Genomic DNA, 16,672 nt, shown 5'->3' on the forward strand with positions numbered 1-16,672 from the left:
AGAGATACTTTAATTTGTTCTCTTTTTTCCTCTTTGTATAATAGTTCCTTTAACCTGCATTGAATTTTCATCTTTAATAGTTGAATCAATTTGTCCTTTATCTTCTGATTCCCATACACCGGATAACCTTGGTCTGGATTTGTTACCTCTTCATACAAATACTTTGAAGATAAATACCACGACTTCTTAGTTTTGAATATTTCGTTTGACTTCTCTATTATCTCTTCTTCTTTTTCACTATCTAATAAGGGTAATTTATTAGCAGATAATAATTTCTTGTACACATTCACACAATCAGCCACATTCTCGGGGTCGAATGAGTAACTTTGGGTCGGAAAATAGAGAAAGAATAAATTGAACACAACAAAAATATATACAAACAACCCGCTATTTCGGTATAACATAATTTTTTCCCTTTCTGATAATTAATTTTTATCTAATTAACCTCTATATGAATATGTTTAAATGGGAATAATTCCCACCAATATTTTCCTTCAGAATTTGTCTCACTATTAGCCATATCTTGAGTAAAAGATACATACGTAATTCCATTATATACTTTTAATTGACTGCAACACCCTGCCAGAAAAGCACACCTACCCACCGCCAATTTATCTATTTATTGTCGAGATATTTTATCAATTAATACATTTACCCTGTCTTGGAATTTTTTTACTCTGTCTAAAATTTCATTTTTTCTCTTTTCATCAAATTCCTTCAATTCTTGTATATGTTTCTCTGTATATTTTGACATTACTATTTCTCCTATTTTCTTAATAATTTCTATATCCTCTTTTTCTCCTATTTGTTCATAAACTTTCAAAGTAAGTTCACAATATCCTAAACTTGGAAATAAACATTTTTGAACTGCAGATTTTATTTCTTTTTTATTTGCACTGGTATATTCTTTATTATGATTAATAATTGTTTCTATTATCTGAAAGAACTCATCTAAACACATATAGCCCCCTTTATCGCTATAAATATTACCATCAATTTTTCCATTTATATTTACCTCTTTTATGAAATGATCCGGGTAATTCTTTGCTATAACTATGGCACGAGTATATTCTGGGAACAAGCAAGAACTGCTACTATCCCATCTCCACAAATAATCATAGATATTTTCAGGAAAAGTACTTAAAACTATTGAAAAAAACGACCCTATTGTCCAATAATAGTTTTCTGGTTCAAACTCTCTTTCCATACCAGGTGGAGGAGTTAATTCCTTTTTCTCTTCCTCGTCATTAAGATAGCATTCAGTACATAAATCCCCATCTATTGATATCAATCTATTCCATAACCCTTTTGCAATTTCAATTATCTGTTTTATATATTCCTCTTGACTTTTTTCTTCTTGTTTTAATACCCATTTTTTTAATTTGCATTGGATCTTCATTTTCATCAATTTTACTGCTAATTCTTTTATTCTTGGATTACCATATATTATGTATCTACCCTTATTTTCTCCTATCTTCTGACAAAGATATTTAATAGCTCCATATATAGACTTTTTCTCTGTAAGAATTTTCTCAACATCATCTAATATCTTCTTTTCTTCCTCTTCACTCAACATTGGAAGTTTATTTTCCTTGACAAGGTTATAAATCTTTTCCCAATCTACCTTGTCATCACCTAACTCTATTATATCTGACCTTCCGCCCTCAACTTGCACTAATAGACCTATTAAAAATGTTACATATAATAATATCTTACATATACTGATCATTCTTTTTGAAGACATATTTTTAAATCCTTCTCTGTTTCAGTTATGGATTACTATATCCCCACATGGCCATGCGTATATATCCAATCATTAGGTGGATTTTCAGGTGGTATATCGCCTGGTTTTAAAGGTGGTATAAAAATATTTTTGAATGCGATGCTTTCTTCTTCACTACCTTGTTGATAATAAAGTAAAATCTCCCAATTGCCGTTGCATATAAATGCACAACGTGCTACTCTCCAGTTTTCTAATGAACTTAGTTGGTCATAGTCAAAGGCTTTACCGGAAAGATGCTTGCTTGTTCTGGCACCATTCGCAGCCGTGTTATTTTTAGGACAACGGTAAACACAGAGTTTTTTGTATGTTTCTTTTATTACTATACCTGAAACTTTCTCATTTATTGTATTCCACTCATTATTATCTCTTAAAATATTACGATTCATCTTTCTTATGTTACCCTTAGGAGAAACATAAATATACATCCTGTCTCTACCAATCGGTTTATTTATTCCTTGGATAAACGGTCTATTAATGCGTTTACTTTCAGTTGGAATTCTTCTAATGTTTTTTTATATACCGTATTTTTCTCCTTATATAAATCTTGGTTAATTACTTCTTGCCTCGGAGAATCTTTTGGTATTTCTTCGAGCCATTTTTTCAATGTTTCTATATCTTCTTTTTTACCTATCTGCTCATATATCTTTAATCCTTCCATATATCCTAGGAGGGACTTAAAGTTCTTTGATATGACAGATTTGATCATTTTTTCATTCTTGTCTAAAAATTCTTTATTGTACTTGATTATTAAATTAAAGACTTTAAATGAATCTTCAAAAGTAAGATATCCACCTTTTTGTCGGTGAATCCATGCAAAGTTACTATCTATATAACCAGTTGAAATATCTTCTAAAAACTTTTCCGGACATACCTTGGCGATATAATAGGCTCGGATATAAGCCAACATAACTCCACCCTGGGGTGTTTCCCAGATATAATCATAAATCCCCTCTGAGAAAGTGCTAATTGCTATTGAATAAAAACTTTCGATTTTAACGTAATAACCTTCAAGAAACTCGGAGTACGCATTTCTTTCCATATCAGATGGAGGGGACAATATTTTCTCCTCCTCTTTATCATGTAGATAACACTCTGTACATAAATCTCCATCCTTTGAGATTAAATAATCTAAATATCTTTTTGATTTCTCTTTACAAGTTCTTGACCATTCTTCTATTATCCTTTGTTTTTCATGCTCACTTATATCTTCTCTTTTCTTAGCTTTTTCTATAAAATTATCACTTATCTCTTTTTTTAATTTACACTGAACTCTTATCTTAAACAACTCAACTAATTTGTCCTTTATTCTTTGGTTTCCATATCCCAAGTATATCGAATCTCCTGTTCCCAATCTACTTATTATGTATTCCATTGCTAAGAGTAAGGATTTTTTCTCCCTCAAAATTTCATTAACTTTATTTAATATTTCCTCCTCTTCATTATCACTCAATAAAGGTAATTTGTTTGCTTTCGTTAAACTATAGTACCTCTCCCAATCTACTTTTTCATCTCCTATAGTCTCTGCATCAATACTTCCATGGGGAAATAATAAAAGTGTTAAGTGAAGTAACATCAAATAGATTAATATTTTCTTGTGAAACGCCAGAAGATACTTTATCATATTTATTCTCCATAAAATGTTGAATTCCTAAGTTCCGACATGTCCATGATATATTTCAATATTTGATGGAGGAAAGTCCGGTAATTGGCCGGTTTCAGGGTTAACATACTGTTGAATACTTTTTCTACCATCATTTGTGTATAACAAAATTTCATAATTTTTATTTATTTCGTAAGCAATTTTTCCTACTCTCCAGTTTCCTAACGAACTTAGTTGGTCATAGTCAAAGGCTTTACCGGAAAGATGTTTGCTTGTTCTGGCACCATTCGCAGCCGTGTTATTTTTAGGACAACGGTAAACACTTGTTACATTGACTGTTCCACCGTATTGTTGATCGTATGCTTGGTTTACAGCCGCATAGCAATCTGCAACACCTTTTTCTATAGCCCAGCCGGTATGAGGATAAGGGAGATTTCCATGATCGCATTCGAGTTTGTTAAAGGGTAATAATGCTTCCTTTGTATAGCATAAAGGACTATTGGGATCGTTTGTTACGAAATCACAGCAGGTTGGTATATTCTCGGTATACATTTGATTATTATTCGTAACATCTGGATTATTATACATATCTATAACTATATCTCTACCATCGGGAGCATCCATACAACCAACACACTCATAACCATATCCGCAATACAAACGAAAAACAGGTCGAACAAAAAACTGAGTGCAACCCGCAGGAATATGAATATTATTCGGTTCATTTACGGGATCAAAGGGTCCATGAATATTCATGAATAAAGTTAAATTATCATTATACGATTCAACCTTTTTCCATACTTGACCATCTGCAGATACCTCCCAATAATTGAACACTGCTCCTTGGCAAGGTGATGCATGCAATACTACTCTATTACATTCAGAACATGGGGAAAAAGTTTCGATAGGAGATAAGATATTACATTGTGGTGTATATGGAACAGGGTTCCAACCCTGGGAAGGTCCAATGTCTGTCGGAGGATAAATAATACCAGGTTCTATTATATATGCTGTTCCTCCTTCATCAATTCGTTGACAATTCTGATGATCAAAATATATCTCACCTTGAGGAATGGGAAGGTTTAAGTATACTTTATTAACCAAAAGGGCAGTGGCACTATGGTCTTGATTTTGAGTATATCTAAAGTTAGCAGAGGCAATGATAGAAGTAGCAAAAAGGTTATCACTGGTACAATACCAGAGAGCAAGAGATTTGTCATCACCGGGAACAACAGCAAAAGTAAATTTTCCATAAGAGCGGGCATAGTTATTTAGATAAAATCCTAAATTACAAGAGGCATCTGGGTCAAAATAAGAACATAGGTTAGGGCATCCTGAGTTGAAATAAATACCGTCTCCTCCATATATACTTAATAACATTTCGTGGTAATCCCAATTGTAATTTTCCACAGGAATCGCTACTGGCTTAATATATATGTCATCTACCATTAATAATTGGACAGGATTTTCCATATATCTACGACCTATGCAAACAGAAGAACCATGCCAATCAATAATGAAGTTTGATGCAGGCAAAACAGATACATTGGCTATATCCCCTCTATCGTATTCAACTTCATAACGCCAGGGAATAGGTTCTCCATTTATTATTGTGGTTTGTATATTTTTTGCGTTTCCAGGAACATTTAATCTATTGCCCCATAGTAAAAAAGGATTTATATCACATTCAACCGTAAGATTAACTTTTTTCTTTCCAACATGGGCAGTTACATGTTGTGGACCATCTTTTATTTGAACATATCCAATATCTAAAGATAAATTTGTTAACAAAATATCCGGAGGGTATGCCGACCAATATGCAAATTCATAATTTGGATCAATATTTACATATTTTACTTCTACTACTTCACCTTTAACAAAAGTATCACCACCTTGAGTCACGACTACATATCCTGGAGTATCTTCACAGTTTAAACCGCAATTTACACTTGTTGTCAATGGATAGTGCACATCACATTCTTTACAGGGACAGCCTGAAACTAAAAGGACTATAGTAATAATGATAGATAGATAGATAGATAAATTTAGAAAAGTAACTCCTTAATTCTTTATTCATAGCATATCCTCCTTATTTTACTGTCTTGCTTGTTGTGCTGTTATTTCATTTATCATTGTTTGGATAGTATTATTGTTAACTGCACCGTAGTCAATGTTGTATTTAATGGGTTGGGTTATGTCATGATTGGTAAGATAATTTTTTATTTTTGTATCCGGTGTTTTATGAATAATTTCATCGTAATACTTCCGACGAAGTTCCTGATTTATCGGGTCATTAAAAATATCTCCACTTAATGTTCCTGTTCGTATATAAGGAGTAGTAGTGCTAATTACTTCTAAACTATACTCGAAAGGATAATTTTCTAATTTTGTGAGATTCGCTTTTATTCCCAGATTATAGTTTGTTTGTAAAAATTTTCCTGATTGGATTTCCAACGCTCTTTTTGCAATATCGTAATATCCCAGTTTAACGAAAAATTTTATTCCTTTGTCAATTAAGTTTAATTGTTTTTCATATACACTCATTAATCCGGGTAGAGGGGGCAAAACATCTAATTGCAAAATGTCAGACAAACATTTCTCCGCTTCTTTCACCCAATAATTTTCCGTAGCAAGGTCTAACAAAGTAAACTTTGCATATAGCACATCCGGGGTGATTTCTTTTTTCAAACTGGCATTTAGAAGAGCGGTTTTAACTATTTCCCGGGAATTTTCATTCTGTATCATTCCACACTTTAGAAAAGTAATAAGAGTATATCGAGTATTAGAGTCTTCTTCTTCCTTGAGCATTTCAGCCCATTTCTGGATAGTTTGTTCATTTATATCGTAGAGATTCATGGAGAGAAGCACACTCCTTATTTTTGCAATCCCGCGGAGTAGATTTAGATTGTCAGCGGTTACCCCTGCTTCGACCACACCTCTTAGTAGGTCTAATTGGTTTGGATTATCTATATATGTCTGCACAAGTATTTTAGGGTCACTATTTTTATATCTGGAAATAACTGTATTGATACTACGGTTTACTAAATCCTGTAATAAGAATTGCACAGATAAAGAATCAGGGTATTTTGACAAAAACAATGAATTTACTAACTTTTTATTCACATCTAATAAACTGGAAGCGAACCCTTGGGGATTGTATTGAAGATTCTCTTCCGACACGGTAGCAAAAGCATGGATTGTATCTGCTAAGAACTTTAAGGTCTGATTTCCATCCAGAGACGAATCGCTTAATAATGAACTATAACGATTTCCTGCAGATAGTAGAGAAGCCACATCACGACGATATAGAAACGCTATTCCTACCAATAATTTATCAGAAGGGTACTGGTCTTCCTGAACTATTTTTGTTTGTCCTAATTGCTGCTTTATAAGAGTTTCTGGCTGATAAAATTTGTTGACGATAAAACAATAGAGATGAAGGGGTTCTAAAAGTACTTCGGCACTTTTTATATCATTTTCAGGTGCAGAACGAAACAGTTCAAAAATTTTTTGAAGAGCGTCTCTTGCTTTTCCATTGTTAATATCTGTATAGGCAGACAACTCCGTTTCTTTAACTGTTTGTAAAAAACTGTTGTCCACTGCATAACCAGACAAGACGACAGACACGAACAAGATAGCTATAATTATGGAATGTGTTTTGGGGAAAGATGCTTTAATCATAGTTGTTCTCCTTTTTATAAGTTTGTCCAAACTCTATAAAGTATATTGTAAAAAAAAAAGCATTTGTCAAGTAAAATTTTTTAAAAAATTTTAAATTATCTTACTCTTATTATATTTATGCTTTTCCCCTATCTTTTTGTTCCCAAATTATTAAATAGTAATAATCACTCCCATTTATCATTCGTTCTAAATTGTAAAATCGTAGTTTATTACTTATTATTTGTAATTAAAGGTAGAAGTCTTTCGCTGGGTAATTCTATTTTTTTTAAAATATCAATGAAATGTTTATAGAAAAATGCGGATGTTGGCTCCTTTTTTGATTTCATTGAGCCATTTTTGATAGCGTTCGTTGATGTATTGTTCTTTGAGTTTGGGTTCAATAATTATCCTTGCCTGTTCGTAGGATAGTTTATCGTTTCCTTGTCTTTCTTCTACTTTCAGGATGTGGAATCCCCATTCGGTTTCGATAGGTTCACTGATTTCTCCCACAGATAATTTTTCGATTACCTGTTCCAATTCGGGAACTAAGTCCCCATGGGATACCCAGCCAATAAGTCCCGCCTTATCGGCTTCGGGACCCTGTGATTCGTTTTCGGCTGTGGAACCGAAGTCTGCACCTTGTTTCAGTCGGTCAAATATTTCTAAAATGCGTTCTTTTACTTTGGCTCGTTCTTCGGCTTCTTTCGGAGCGGAAAGAAAAATTCGGCGGACTTTGGTGCGTTGCGGATTTTGAAATTCTTCGATATGTTCGTTGTAGTATTTGGCTATATCAGGTTCTGATATGGTAATTTCTTTTTCAAACTCTTTTCTTTTTTTCAAAGCATAGGATAGGGCGATAAGTTGTTGTTTTATTCGTTCGCGGAATTCGCTTATCATCTCTCCGCTTTCTGCCAACAGCCGATTGAATTCTTCCGGGGAACCGTAGCGTTTTTTTATTTTATTAACACGCTCATCAATTTCTTTTTCGTCTACCTGTAATCCTTCGTTCACTGCTTTACGATAGAGGAGAAGTCTTTCGATATAACGGTCTAATGCCTTTTGAAGGGCTTTTTCCATCTCCTGCTGGATTTGCTGTGCGGATGCACCTTGTGATTGCAAATCAGCAAGGAAGGGGGCTATTTCCTCTCGCAGGTCACTCATAAGTATCGGTTCGTTATCTACTGTGGCAACGACCCCATCTAACAATACGCCATTTATGGCAAGGAGTCCTATTGTTAAAATTGATGCGATAGACATACCTTTCTCCTCTTTTAGTTTTATTTTATTTTTAACTGCTTGTTTGTTCCGAGCCTGTTCCTTTTATCATACCAATAGCATTTAATAATGCAATTATCGCCTGAATGATTACTGTAATACCACCAAGACCGGTATTTAATCCCCAGTCTAAATCTTTTGTTGTCGCCGAAATAGGTTTTATGTGTCTCATTTCAATACCCTTTATGTTGATTATAATAAAACAGGGAAGATAAATGTTATATTTATCTTCCCTATTATACTATTTTTATTATTTTTTTTCTAATGGTTTATACCTTATTCCGATTATCATTCTTCAATAGCAGAATAGTCTTGTTTTTCTTCGGTGTGTATTTCCAGATGTTCTTCTAATTCTTTTTCAGAAATACTTGCCAAAACGGGTTCCGATTTTTGATAGAAGCGACTACCTGTCCCCGCTGGGATGAGATGTCCTATGATTACATTTTCTTTCAATCCACGCAGATAATCACGTTTTCCGCGAATTGCCGCATCGGTCAAAACTCGGGTTGTATGCTGGAAAGATGCCGCCGCAATAAAACTCTCTGTGCTTAATGCGGATTTACTTATCCCCTGCAATATAGGTTCTGCCTCTGCGGGTTTTCCACCGCGTCGAATAATCTTTTCGTTAACTTCTTCAAATTTAGAACGGTCAACGATTTCATGAGCAACGAAGGGCGAATCCCCTGTGTTCTCTTTAATATGCACTTTGCGCAACATCTGACGAATAATAATTTCAAGATGTTTATCATTGGTTTTTACACCCTGGGCCCGATACACCCTTTGAATTTCGTCCAGAATGTATTTACGAACCGCTTCTTCTCCTTTGATTTCGAGAATATCTTCAAGAATAATGGGACCGTCGGTTAGTTGTTGTCCTGCATATACACGGTCGCCTTGTTGCACGAACAGATGTTTTCCGGGCGGAATGGTATATTCGCGTTCTTTACCAATCTTCGGGACAACCTTTACCTTACGCATACCCTTGATAGACCCGCCAATTTCAACAATCCCATCTATATGACTGATAATAGCAGGATTTTTGGGAACACGGGCTTCGAATAATTCTGCCACACGAGGCAAACCACCTACAATATCTTTTGTCTTACCCAATTTACGAGGGGTCTTCGCAAGAATGTCCCCTGCTTCTACTTCATCTCCATCCTTTATCATTAAATGCGTCTCAGGAGGTAAGGGAGCAAAGGCTAACACTTCATTATGTTCCCCTACAATAAGAATCTGGGGATGTAAATCATGTTTATGTTCGGTAATAATACGCTCTTCCAGTCGTGTCTCCGGATTTATCTCCACCTGCATGGTAACGCCTTCCACAACGCCTTCTAATTTAACCTTACCAGAGCGTTCTGCAACAATAACCAGATTGTAGGGGTCCCACTTATACAGCAGAGAGCCCTTCTTCAATTTCTGTTCATTTTCACAGAATAAGACAGAACCCATAGCCGGGGCAAAGCGAATAATTTCTTTCCCATCATCATTGAGAACACGAATTTCTCCACCACGATTTAATACAACGGTTTCCCCTTTACGGTTCTTATCGAATCTAATATTGTTAAAGATAACTTTCCCATTTTCAGGGATACGGACTTCGGGACTTTCTAACTGCAGACTTGCCGCACCTCCAATATGGAAAGTTCTCATCGTTAATTGTGTCCCGGGCTCACCAATGGCTTGTGCCGCAATAATACCTACGGCTTCGCCTAATTCCACCAATCTACCTGTAGCAAGATTTCTACCATAACATAAGGCACATACACCTCTTTTTGCCTGGCAGGTAAGCATAGAACGCACATGCACACCCGGCAAACCCGATTCCATTATTATCTTGGCTTTTTCTTCCGTAATCTCTTCATTAGCGTAAACGATAGGCTTGGAATGTCCCGGAATGATAATATCATCAATAGCATACCTTCCTACAATCCGTTCCTCTAAGGGAGTGATAATATCGGGACCGGAAGTTAAAGGTTCCACATATACACCATTCATCGTTCCGCAATCATACTCTTCGATAGTTACATCCTGTGCCACATCTACCAGTCGGCGGGTTAGATAACCTGCGTCTGCCGTCTTTAATGCCGTATCTGCCAGACCTTTTCTTGCACCGTGAGCAGAAATGAAATATTCCAGCACACTAAGACCTTCCCTGAAATTGGAGGTAATCGGAGTTTCAATAACATCACCGGAAGGTTTCGCCATCACACCACGCATACCTGCCAGCTGACGAATCTGGTCCTTACTACCTCGGGCTTTTGAAGCAAACATCAGATATAAGCCCGTAAAGCTCTGCTCTTTTTGTTCTAGAGCAGATAACATGGCTGCGGATACCTCATCGGTTGCCCGTTTCCACTCCTCAATAATCTTGTTGGTTCGTTCTCTCTGTGTCATCAAACCATGCTGGTATTGCTCTTCAATATGTTCAACCTGTTTGCGGGCACGGGCTAATATCTTTTCTTTTTCCAATGGAACTGTCATATCTTCCACACCAATGGAAAGTCCCGATTTCGTCGCATATTTAAATCCGATGCTCTTCAAACAATCCAACAATTCTACTGTCTTACGATGCCCAAATTTCTTGTAACACTCTGCAATGACCTTACCAATTGTAGATTGATTATGTTCTATATTTACATCTTCCAACTGAATTTCAGGAGGTAATCCATCCCAGAGAATAACCCTTCCTACTGTCGTATCTACTATTTTCCCCTGATTATGAATTTTTATCCTCGCATGAATATCTACATGCCCAAAGTGGTATGCTAACAGAACAGCCTCTTTATTCGGATATATCTTCCCCGCATTACAGAGAACCTCTCCATCCTTGGTTTTCCATTCCTCTTTCCATTCGCCTTTGGCTCCGGGACGAGAACGGGACAGCCACGCAATACCCAAAACGATATCCTGACTGGGTGTAACAATAGGCGAACCATCGGACGGAGAGAAAATATTGGAAGAACCCATCATTAACAAATGTGCCTCCAATTGAGCGGCCGGGGTCAAAGGCACATGCACCGCCATCTGGTCGCCATCAAAGTCTGCATTATATGCCCTACATACCAAGGGATGTATGCGAATGGCATTTCCTTCTATCAGTATTGGCTGGAATGCTTGTATTCCCAATCGGTGCAGAGTGGGGGCACGGTTAAGAAGCACAGGATGGTCCTTAATTACTTCTTCTATCGCATCCCATACTTCAGGGCGGCCCTGTTGTATCATTTTCCGTGCCGCCTTAATTGTAATGGCAATCCCCTTTTCCTGAAGACGACTAATTACAAACGGTTCAAACAGCGTCAGCGCCATTCGTTTAGGCAAACCACATTGATTTAGTTTTAACTCGGGACCTACAACGATAACCGTTCGACCGGAATAATCTACGCGTTTACCCAACAAATTCTGACGGAATCTGCCCTGTTTACCTTTGATGAAATCACTCAAAGATTTCAAAGGCCTCAAATTGGTACCTACTACCGCCCTACCATGTCGCCCATTATCAAATAGAGCATCCACCGCTTCTTGAAGCATTCGCTTTTCATTCCGCACAATAATTTCCGGGGTGCGAATTTCCATAATCTTCTTAAGACGGTTATTGCGGTTTAATACACGCCGATAAAGGTCATTCAAATCACTGGTCGCATACCGTCCTCCATCCAAAGGTACTAAAGGCCTCAAATCCGGTGGAAGAACGGGAATAACATCTAAAATCATCCATGATGGCTGATTCCCTGATTTGCGGAACGCCTCAACTATCTGTAGTCGCTTAATTGCTTTCGCTCGTGTTTGAGCGGAGGTAGAGTTGGCAAACTGCTCCCGTAGTTCCGCCGCCAATACATCCAGATTTATCTCTTCTAATAAAACCTTTATCGCTTCCGCTCCCATCTTCGCTTTAAAGGTATTTGAACCAAATTCCTCTATTGCATCCTGATAATCATCTTCAGATAAAATTTGCAACTTCTCCAAACGAGTTGTCCCGGGGTCTATTACAATATAACTTTCATAATATATAACTCGTTCCAGACTACGAACCGGCAAATCTAAAAGGTTGCCCATACATGACGGATTATTCTTAAAAAACCAGATATGAGCAACGGGGGCCGCAAGACGAATAGAGCCCATTCGTTCCCGTCGCACTTTGGCTTCGGTAATCTCCACACCACACTTATCACAAATAATACCCCGATGCTTTACTTTCTTATACTTACCACAGCCACATTCCCAGTCCTTTGTAGGACCAAATATCTTCTCGCAGAAGAGACCATCCTTCTCGGGTTTAAAAGTCCGATAGTTTAGCGTTTCGGGCTTCTTCACTTCTCTCTTAGACCATTTCATTATCTCTTCAGGAGAAGCAATCCGAATTTGAAGTGCATCAAATCGGTCTGATGTGGTAGGAACATATTTAGCCAAGGTATATATCCTCCTCGTCTTCTTTTTCTTCTGTATCTATTGCTGTTTCAATTTTCGCAAGTTTAATTACATCCAGACATAAACTCTGCATTTCACGGATTATCACATTAAAAGATTCCGGAACAGAGGGTTCTACTTCATAATTCCCTTTTACAATAGCATCGTAAATCTTGGTTCTGCCTTGAATATCATCCGATTTTATCGTAAGCATTTCTTGAAGAGTATGGGCAGCACCATACGCCTCTAACGCCCAGACTTCCATTTCTCCAAATCGTTGCCCACCAGAATTGGCTTTACCCCCTAACGGCTGTTGGGTCACTAAGGAATAAGGTCCAATAGCACGGGCATGTATCTTATCATCTACCATGTGGTTTAATTTCATCATGTAGATATAACCTACACAGGTTTCATGATGAAACTCTTCGCCTGTTTTCCCATCGCGAAGTTTTATCTTACCACTTGCTGGAAGTCCTGCTTTTTTCAAATAATCTATGATGGTCTCTTCCTTAGGTCCATTAAATACAGGGGCCGCTACCTTCAATCCAAGCACCTTCAAAGCCCAGCCCAAATGCGTTTCTAAAATTTGTCCTACATTCATTCGGGAAGGCACACCAAGAGGATTTAAGATAATCTGGATAGGGGTTCCATCCGGTAAGAAAGGCATATCTTCCACAGGAACAATCTTCGCTACAACACCTTTGTTCCCATGGCGGCCAGCCATCTTATCGCCTACGGACATTTTTCGCTTGGTTGCTATATAAACTTTTACAACCTTATTTACGCCCGGAGGTAATTCGTCTCCTTCTCTCAACCGCTCTAATTCTTTCTCACGAAATGATAATAATTTTTGCTCTTCCAATGCTGCCTGATTTACTAATCTTGTAAACCACGATTGTACTTTCTTATCCTCAATCTTCAATCGCCCTAATATAGAATATCCCAACTCCCTCAAATGCGATGGTCTTACAGATTTACCTTTTTCAAGCACATAATCATTCTTTGTATAATCAAAAACATCTTCTGTTATTTTTTGACCCAACATATCATCGCGAACTAAATCCACAAAGGTCTTCCGAATCTTTTCTATCCGTTCCGCATACTCTTGTTTAATGCGTTCTGCTTCTCGGGTAATTCGGGCTTTGGTTTGCTTATCTATGGCTTTATTCCGACGACTGGAAACTTTCACATCTACTACAACCCCTTCGGTACCTGGGGGAACATATAAAGAAGCGTTACGAACATCTTCCGCTTTTTCTCCAAATATTGCAATCAACAATTTTTCTTCCGGAGCCAGTTCTTGTTCTCCTTTCGGCGTCACCTTACCCACAAGAATATCTCCCGGCTTTACCTTTGAACCAATATGGATAATCCCATTCTCATCAAGATTTTTTAAGGACTCTTCCCCTTCATTGGGAATATCGGGGGTAATTTCTTCCGGTCCTAATTTGGTATCGCGTGCTTCAATTTCAAAAACTTCAACTTGAATGGAAGTAAAAACATCATCTTTAATCAATTCTTCACTCAGGATAACCGCGTCCTCAAAGTTATAACCTTCCCACGGTAAGAAAGCAACCAACACATTTCTACCTAATGCCATTTCTCCATCACACATTCCCGGTCCATCTGCAATTATATCCCCGGCATTTACTTTATCACCCTTCTTAACAATAGGCTTTTGATTAATACAGGTACTTTGATTGGAACGCGTATATTTCTTCAAACGATATACATCTTCTTCCAATCGAAACGGATTATCTGTCTTGGCGCTGTCTATGCGAATACGAATGATTTCGCTATCTGCATATTCGACAACTCCCGACCTTTCTGCACGAACAGCCGTTCCTGAATTTCTGGCACAGATTTTTTCCAGACCTGTTCCAACCAGAGGTTGTTCCGCTTTTAATAAAGGAACTGCCTGCCGTTGCATGTTTGAACCCATCAAAGCACGGTTTGCGTCGTCATGTTCCAGAAATGGCACCAATGCCGCAGCGGCACTCACAATTTGCTTTGGAGATACATCCATAAAATCCACCTCTTCCGGTGGAACCATTGGAAAATCCCCTTTATGTCGGCAAAACACAAGATGATTCTTAAATTTGCCTTTATTATCCAGAGGTTCATTTGCCTGAGCAATCTTATAATTATCTTCATCGTAAGCAGTCAGGTAAACAATCTCATTGGTAACTCTTCCATTTTCTACCTTACGATAGGGGGTTTCAAGAAAACCATATTCATTTATTCGTGCGTATGTTGCCATTGAAGCCATCAAACCAATATTCGGTCCTTCAGGCGTTTCTATCGGGCAAATGCGACCATAATGGGTTGGATGAACATCGCGGACCTCGAAACCCGCACGGTCCCGATTTAATCCACCCGGACCTAATGCACTTAACCGCCGTTTATGCGTTAATTCCGATAAAGGATTGATTTGGTCCATGAAATGGGACAACTGGCTTCTTCCAAAAAAGTCTTTTAGCACAATTCCCATCGGTTTAGAATTGATAAGGGACTGTGGAGTATATTCTTGGTCTTCAGAACGATAATTCATTCGTTCACGAATGGTTTTTTCCATCCGTGCCAGACCAATACGGAATTGATTCATTAATTGTTCACCAACTGTCCTTACACGGCGGTTGCCTAAATGGTCAATATCATCCAGTGTGCCTTCACCCCGATGTAATTTTACTAAATATTTAAGGGTTTCTAAAATATCTTCTTTTGTTAAAGTCCTCTGCTTCTGTGATATTTGCAACCCTAATTTTCTATTAATTTTATACCTACCTACAGAGGCAAAATCATAACGAGACGGGTCAAAAAATAGACTTTCAAAATGCTTCCGACACTGAGCATCATTGGTAGGGTCTCCCGGTCTCATACGAACATAAATTTCACGAAGTGCCTCTTCCTGCGTTTGAGCCTGGTCCATATTAAGCGTTTGAGCAATACTTATATCGCTCAACACATCTTGCTTGTTAAGAATATAAAATTCACGAATAGGAGAGCGAAGAACGGCATTTAATACAGCGGTTGTAATCTGGGATGAGGCATCGGCAATAACTTCACCGGTTTCAGGGTCTATTATATCTGTAGCAAGCCAGCTACCAACCAGAGCCTTTACCTCTACACGAGACTCAACCTCTTTCTCTACTATTTTACCACCTCGCTTTACCTTCTGTTTATGAAAGATACATGCTTTGCTGCGTTTTATCTGAACACGGTCTACCCTATAAAACATCTTCAAAATTTCATCCGGCTCAACATGCCCCAAAGCCTTCAAAAATGTCGTCGCCAACATTTTTACCCGTCGGTCAACGGTAACCCATAATGTATCATTTATGTCATATTCAAATTCTATCCATGCTCCACGGTAGGGAATAATTCGAGCAGATAAAAGGAACTTTCCTCCCTGATGTTGCTTCTTTTCAAAAGATACCCCCGGTGATTTATGTAATTGGCTTACAATAACGCGTTCTGCACCATTAATAATAAATGTTCCCGTAGGCGTCATTAACGGAACTTCGGCTATGAATACTTCCTGTTCAAGAACCTGTTTCTCTTCCTTTTCACCTTTAAGGGACTCTTCATATATCGTAAGTCTCATTGTGGCTTTTAATGTGCCACTATAAGTCAATCCTAAATTCTGACACTCCTCTATTGTATATTTCGGAGGGATAATGTTATACGAAACAAATTCTAATTTCGTCAAACCATTAGGCGATTCTATAGGAAAATATTCATTGAGAACTGCTTGCAGTCCTTTGTTTTGCCGTTCACGGGGAGGCACCTCCCATTGTAAAAAATCGGCAAACGATTTGGTTTGAATTTCAATTAGGTTGGGCAGATGAGATAAATCCTCAGGTGCACGGGATAAAGAAATGCGTTCTGTTCGGGGAGCCACAGCCATTCAATAACTCCTTATATAAGGTTCCGGAAAATTTATG

10 protein-coding genes are annotated in these 16,672 nt (G+C 37.7%); all 10 read right to left on the reverse strand.

Going from position 1 to position 16,672, the window contains the following annotated elements:
* Nucleotides 1-404, reverse strand: a 404-nt coding sequence (locus PLA12_09120; GenBank protein HOQ32659.1) for a hypothetical protein, incomplete at its 3' end; no start/stop codon positions are given.
* A 215-nt stretch (nucleotides 405-619) separates the two neighbouring features.
* Nucleotides 620-1,744 carry a hypothetical protein gene (locus tag PLA12_09125; protein ID HOQ32660.1) on the reverse strand — a complete coding sequence of 375 codons (1,125 nt, stop codon included), beginning with the start codon at nucleotides 1,742-1,744 and terminating at the stop codon, nucleotides 620-622.
* A gap of 35 nt (nucleotides 1,745-1,779) precedes the next feature.
* Nucleotides 1,780-2,169 (reverse strand): D-Ala-D-Ala carboxypeptidase family metallohydrolase, encoded by a 390-nt coding sequence (locus tag PLA12_09130; protein HOQ32661.1) that lies wholly within the window; start codon nucleotides 2,167-2,169, stop codon nucleotides 1,780-1,782.
* A gap of 62 nt (nucleotides 2,170-2,231) precedes the next feature.
* Nucleotides 2,232-3,404 (reverse strand): hypothetical protein, encoded by a 1,173-nt coding sequence (locus PLA12_09135; GenBank protein HOQ32662.1) that lies wholly within the window; start codon nucleotides 3,402-3,404, stop codon nucleotides 2,232-2,234.
* A gap of 27 nt (nucleotides 3,405-3,431) precedes the next feature.
* A complete protein-coding gene (locus tag PLA12_09140) occupies nucleotides 3,432-5,354 on the reverse strand; it encodes a D-Ala-D-Ala carboxypeptidase family metallohydrolase (protein HOQ32663.1) in 1,923 nt (640 codons plus the stop codon).
* A gap of 123 nt (nucleotides 5,355-5,477) precedes the next feature.
* Complete coding sequence (locus PLA12_09145; protein ID HOQ32664.1) at nucleotides 5,478-7,064, reverse strand: hypothetical protein; 1,587 nt, start codon at nucleotides 7,062-7,064, stop codon at nucleotides 5,478-5,480.
* Nucleotides 7,065-7,349: 285 nt separating this feature from the next.
* On the reverse strand, nucleotides 7,350-8,300 hold the full coding sequence (locus PLA12_09150) for a peptidylprolyl isomerase (GenBank protein HOQ32665.1): 951 nt from the start codon (nucleotides 8,298-8,300) through the stop codon (nucleotides 7,350-7,352).
* A gap of 31 nt (nucleotides 8,301-8,331) precedes the next feature.
* The gene (locus tag PLA12_09155) at nucleotides 8,332-8,490 is read right to left on the reverse strand and encodes a hypothetical protein (GenBank protein HOQ32666.1); all 159 of its coding nucleotides are present in this window, start codon (nucleotides 8,488-8,490) and stop codon (nucleotides 8,332-8,334) included.
* Nucleotides 8,491-8,606: 116 nt separating this feature from the next.
* A complete protein-coding gene (gene rpoC, locus PLA12_09160) occupies nucleotides 8,607-12,731 on the reverse strand; it encodes a DNA-directed RNA polymerase subunit beta' (protein HOQ32667.1) in 4,125 nt (1,374 codons plus the stop codon).
* Nucleotides 12,724-16,635 (reverse strand): DNA-directed RNA polymerase subunit beta, encoded by a 3,912-nt coding sequence (rpoB, locus tag PLA12_09165; GenBank protein HOQ32668.1) that lies wholly within the window; start codon nucleotides 16,633-16,635, stop codon nucleotides 12,724-12,726. Before rpoB ends, rpoC begins: the two co-directional genes overlap by 8 nt.
* Between the last annotated feature and the right edge of the window lie 37 nt (nucleotides 16,636-16,672).

The organism is Candidatus Hydrogenedens sp., from assembly GCA_035378955.1.
Classification (GTDB): Bacteria; Hydrogenedentota; Hydrogenedentia; order Hydrogenedentales; family Hydrogenedentaceae; genus Hydrogenedens.

Coding starts and splice junctions, on each gene's coding strand:
- PLA12_09125 (HOQ32660.1), bottom strand. CDS start 1,744: ATGTCTTCAAAAAGAATGATCAGTATATGTAAGATATTATTATATGTA.
- PLA12_09155 (HOQ32666.1), bottom strand. CDS start 8,490: ATGAGACACATAAAACCTATTTCGGCGACAACAAAAGATTTAGACTGG.
- PLA12_09130 (HOQ32661.1), bottom strand. CDS start 2,169: ATGAATCGTAATATTTTAAGAGATAATAATGAGTGGAATACAATAAAT.
- PLA12_09145 (HOQ32664.1), bottom strand. CDS start 7,064: ATGATTAAAGCATCTTTCCCCAAAACACATTCCATAATTATAGCTATC.
- rpoB (HOQ32668.1), bottom strand. CDS start 16,635: ATGGCTGTGGCTCCCCGAACAGAACGCATTTCTTTATCCCGTGCACCT.
- PLA12_09135 (HOQ32662.1), bottom strand. CDS start 3,404: ATGATAAAGTATCTTCTGGCGTTTCACAAGAAAATATTAATCTATTTG.
- PLA12_09150 (HOQ32665.1), bottom strand. CDS start 8,300: ATGTCTATCGCATCAATTTTAACAATAGGACTCCTTGCCATAAATGGC.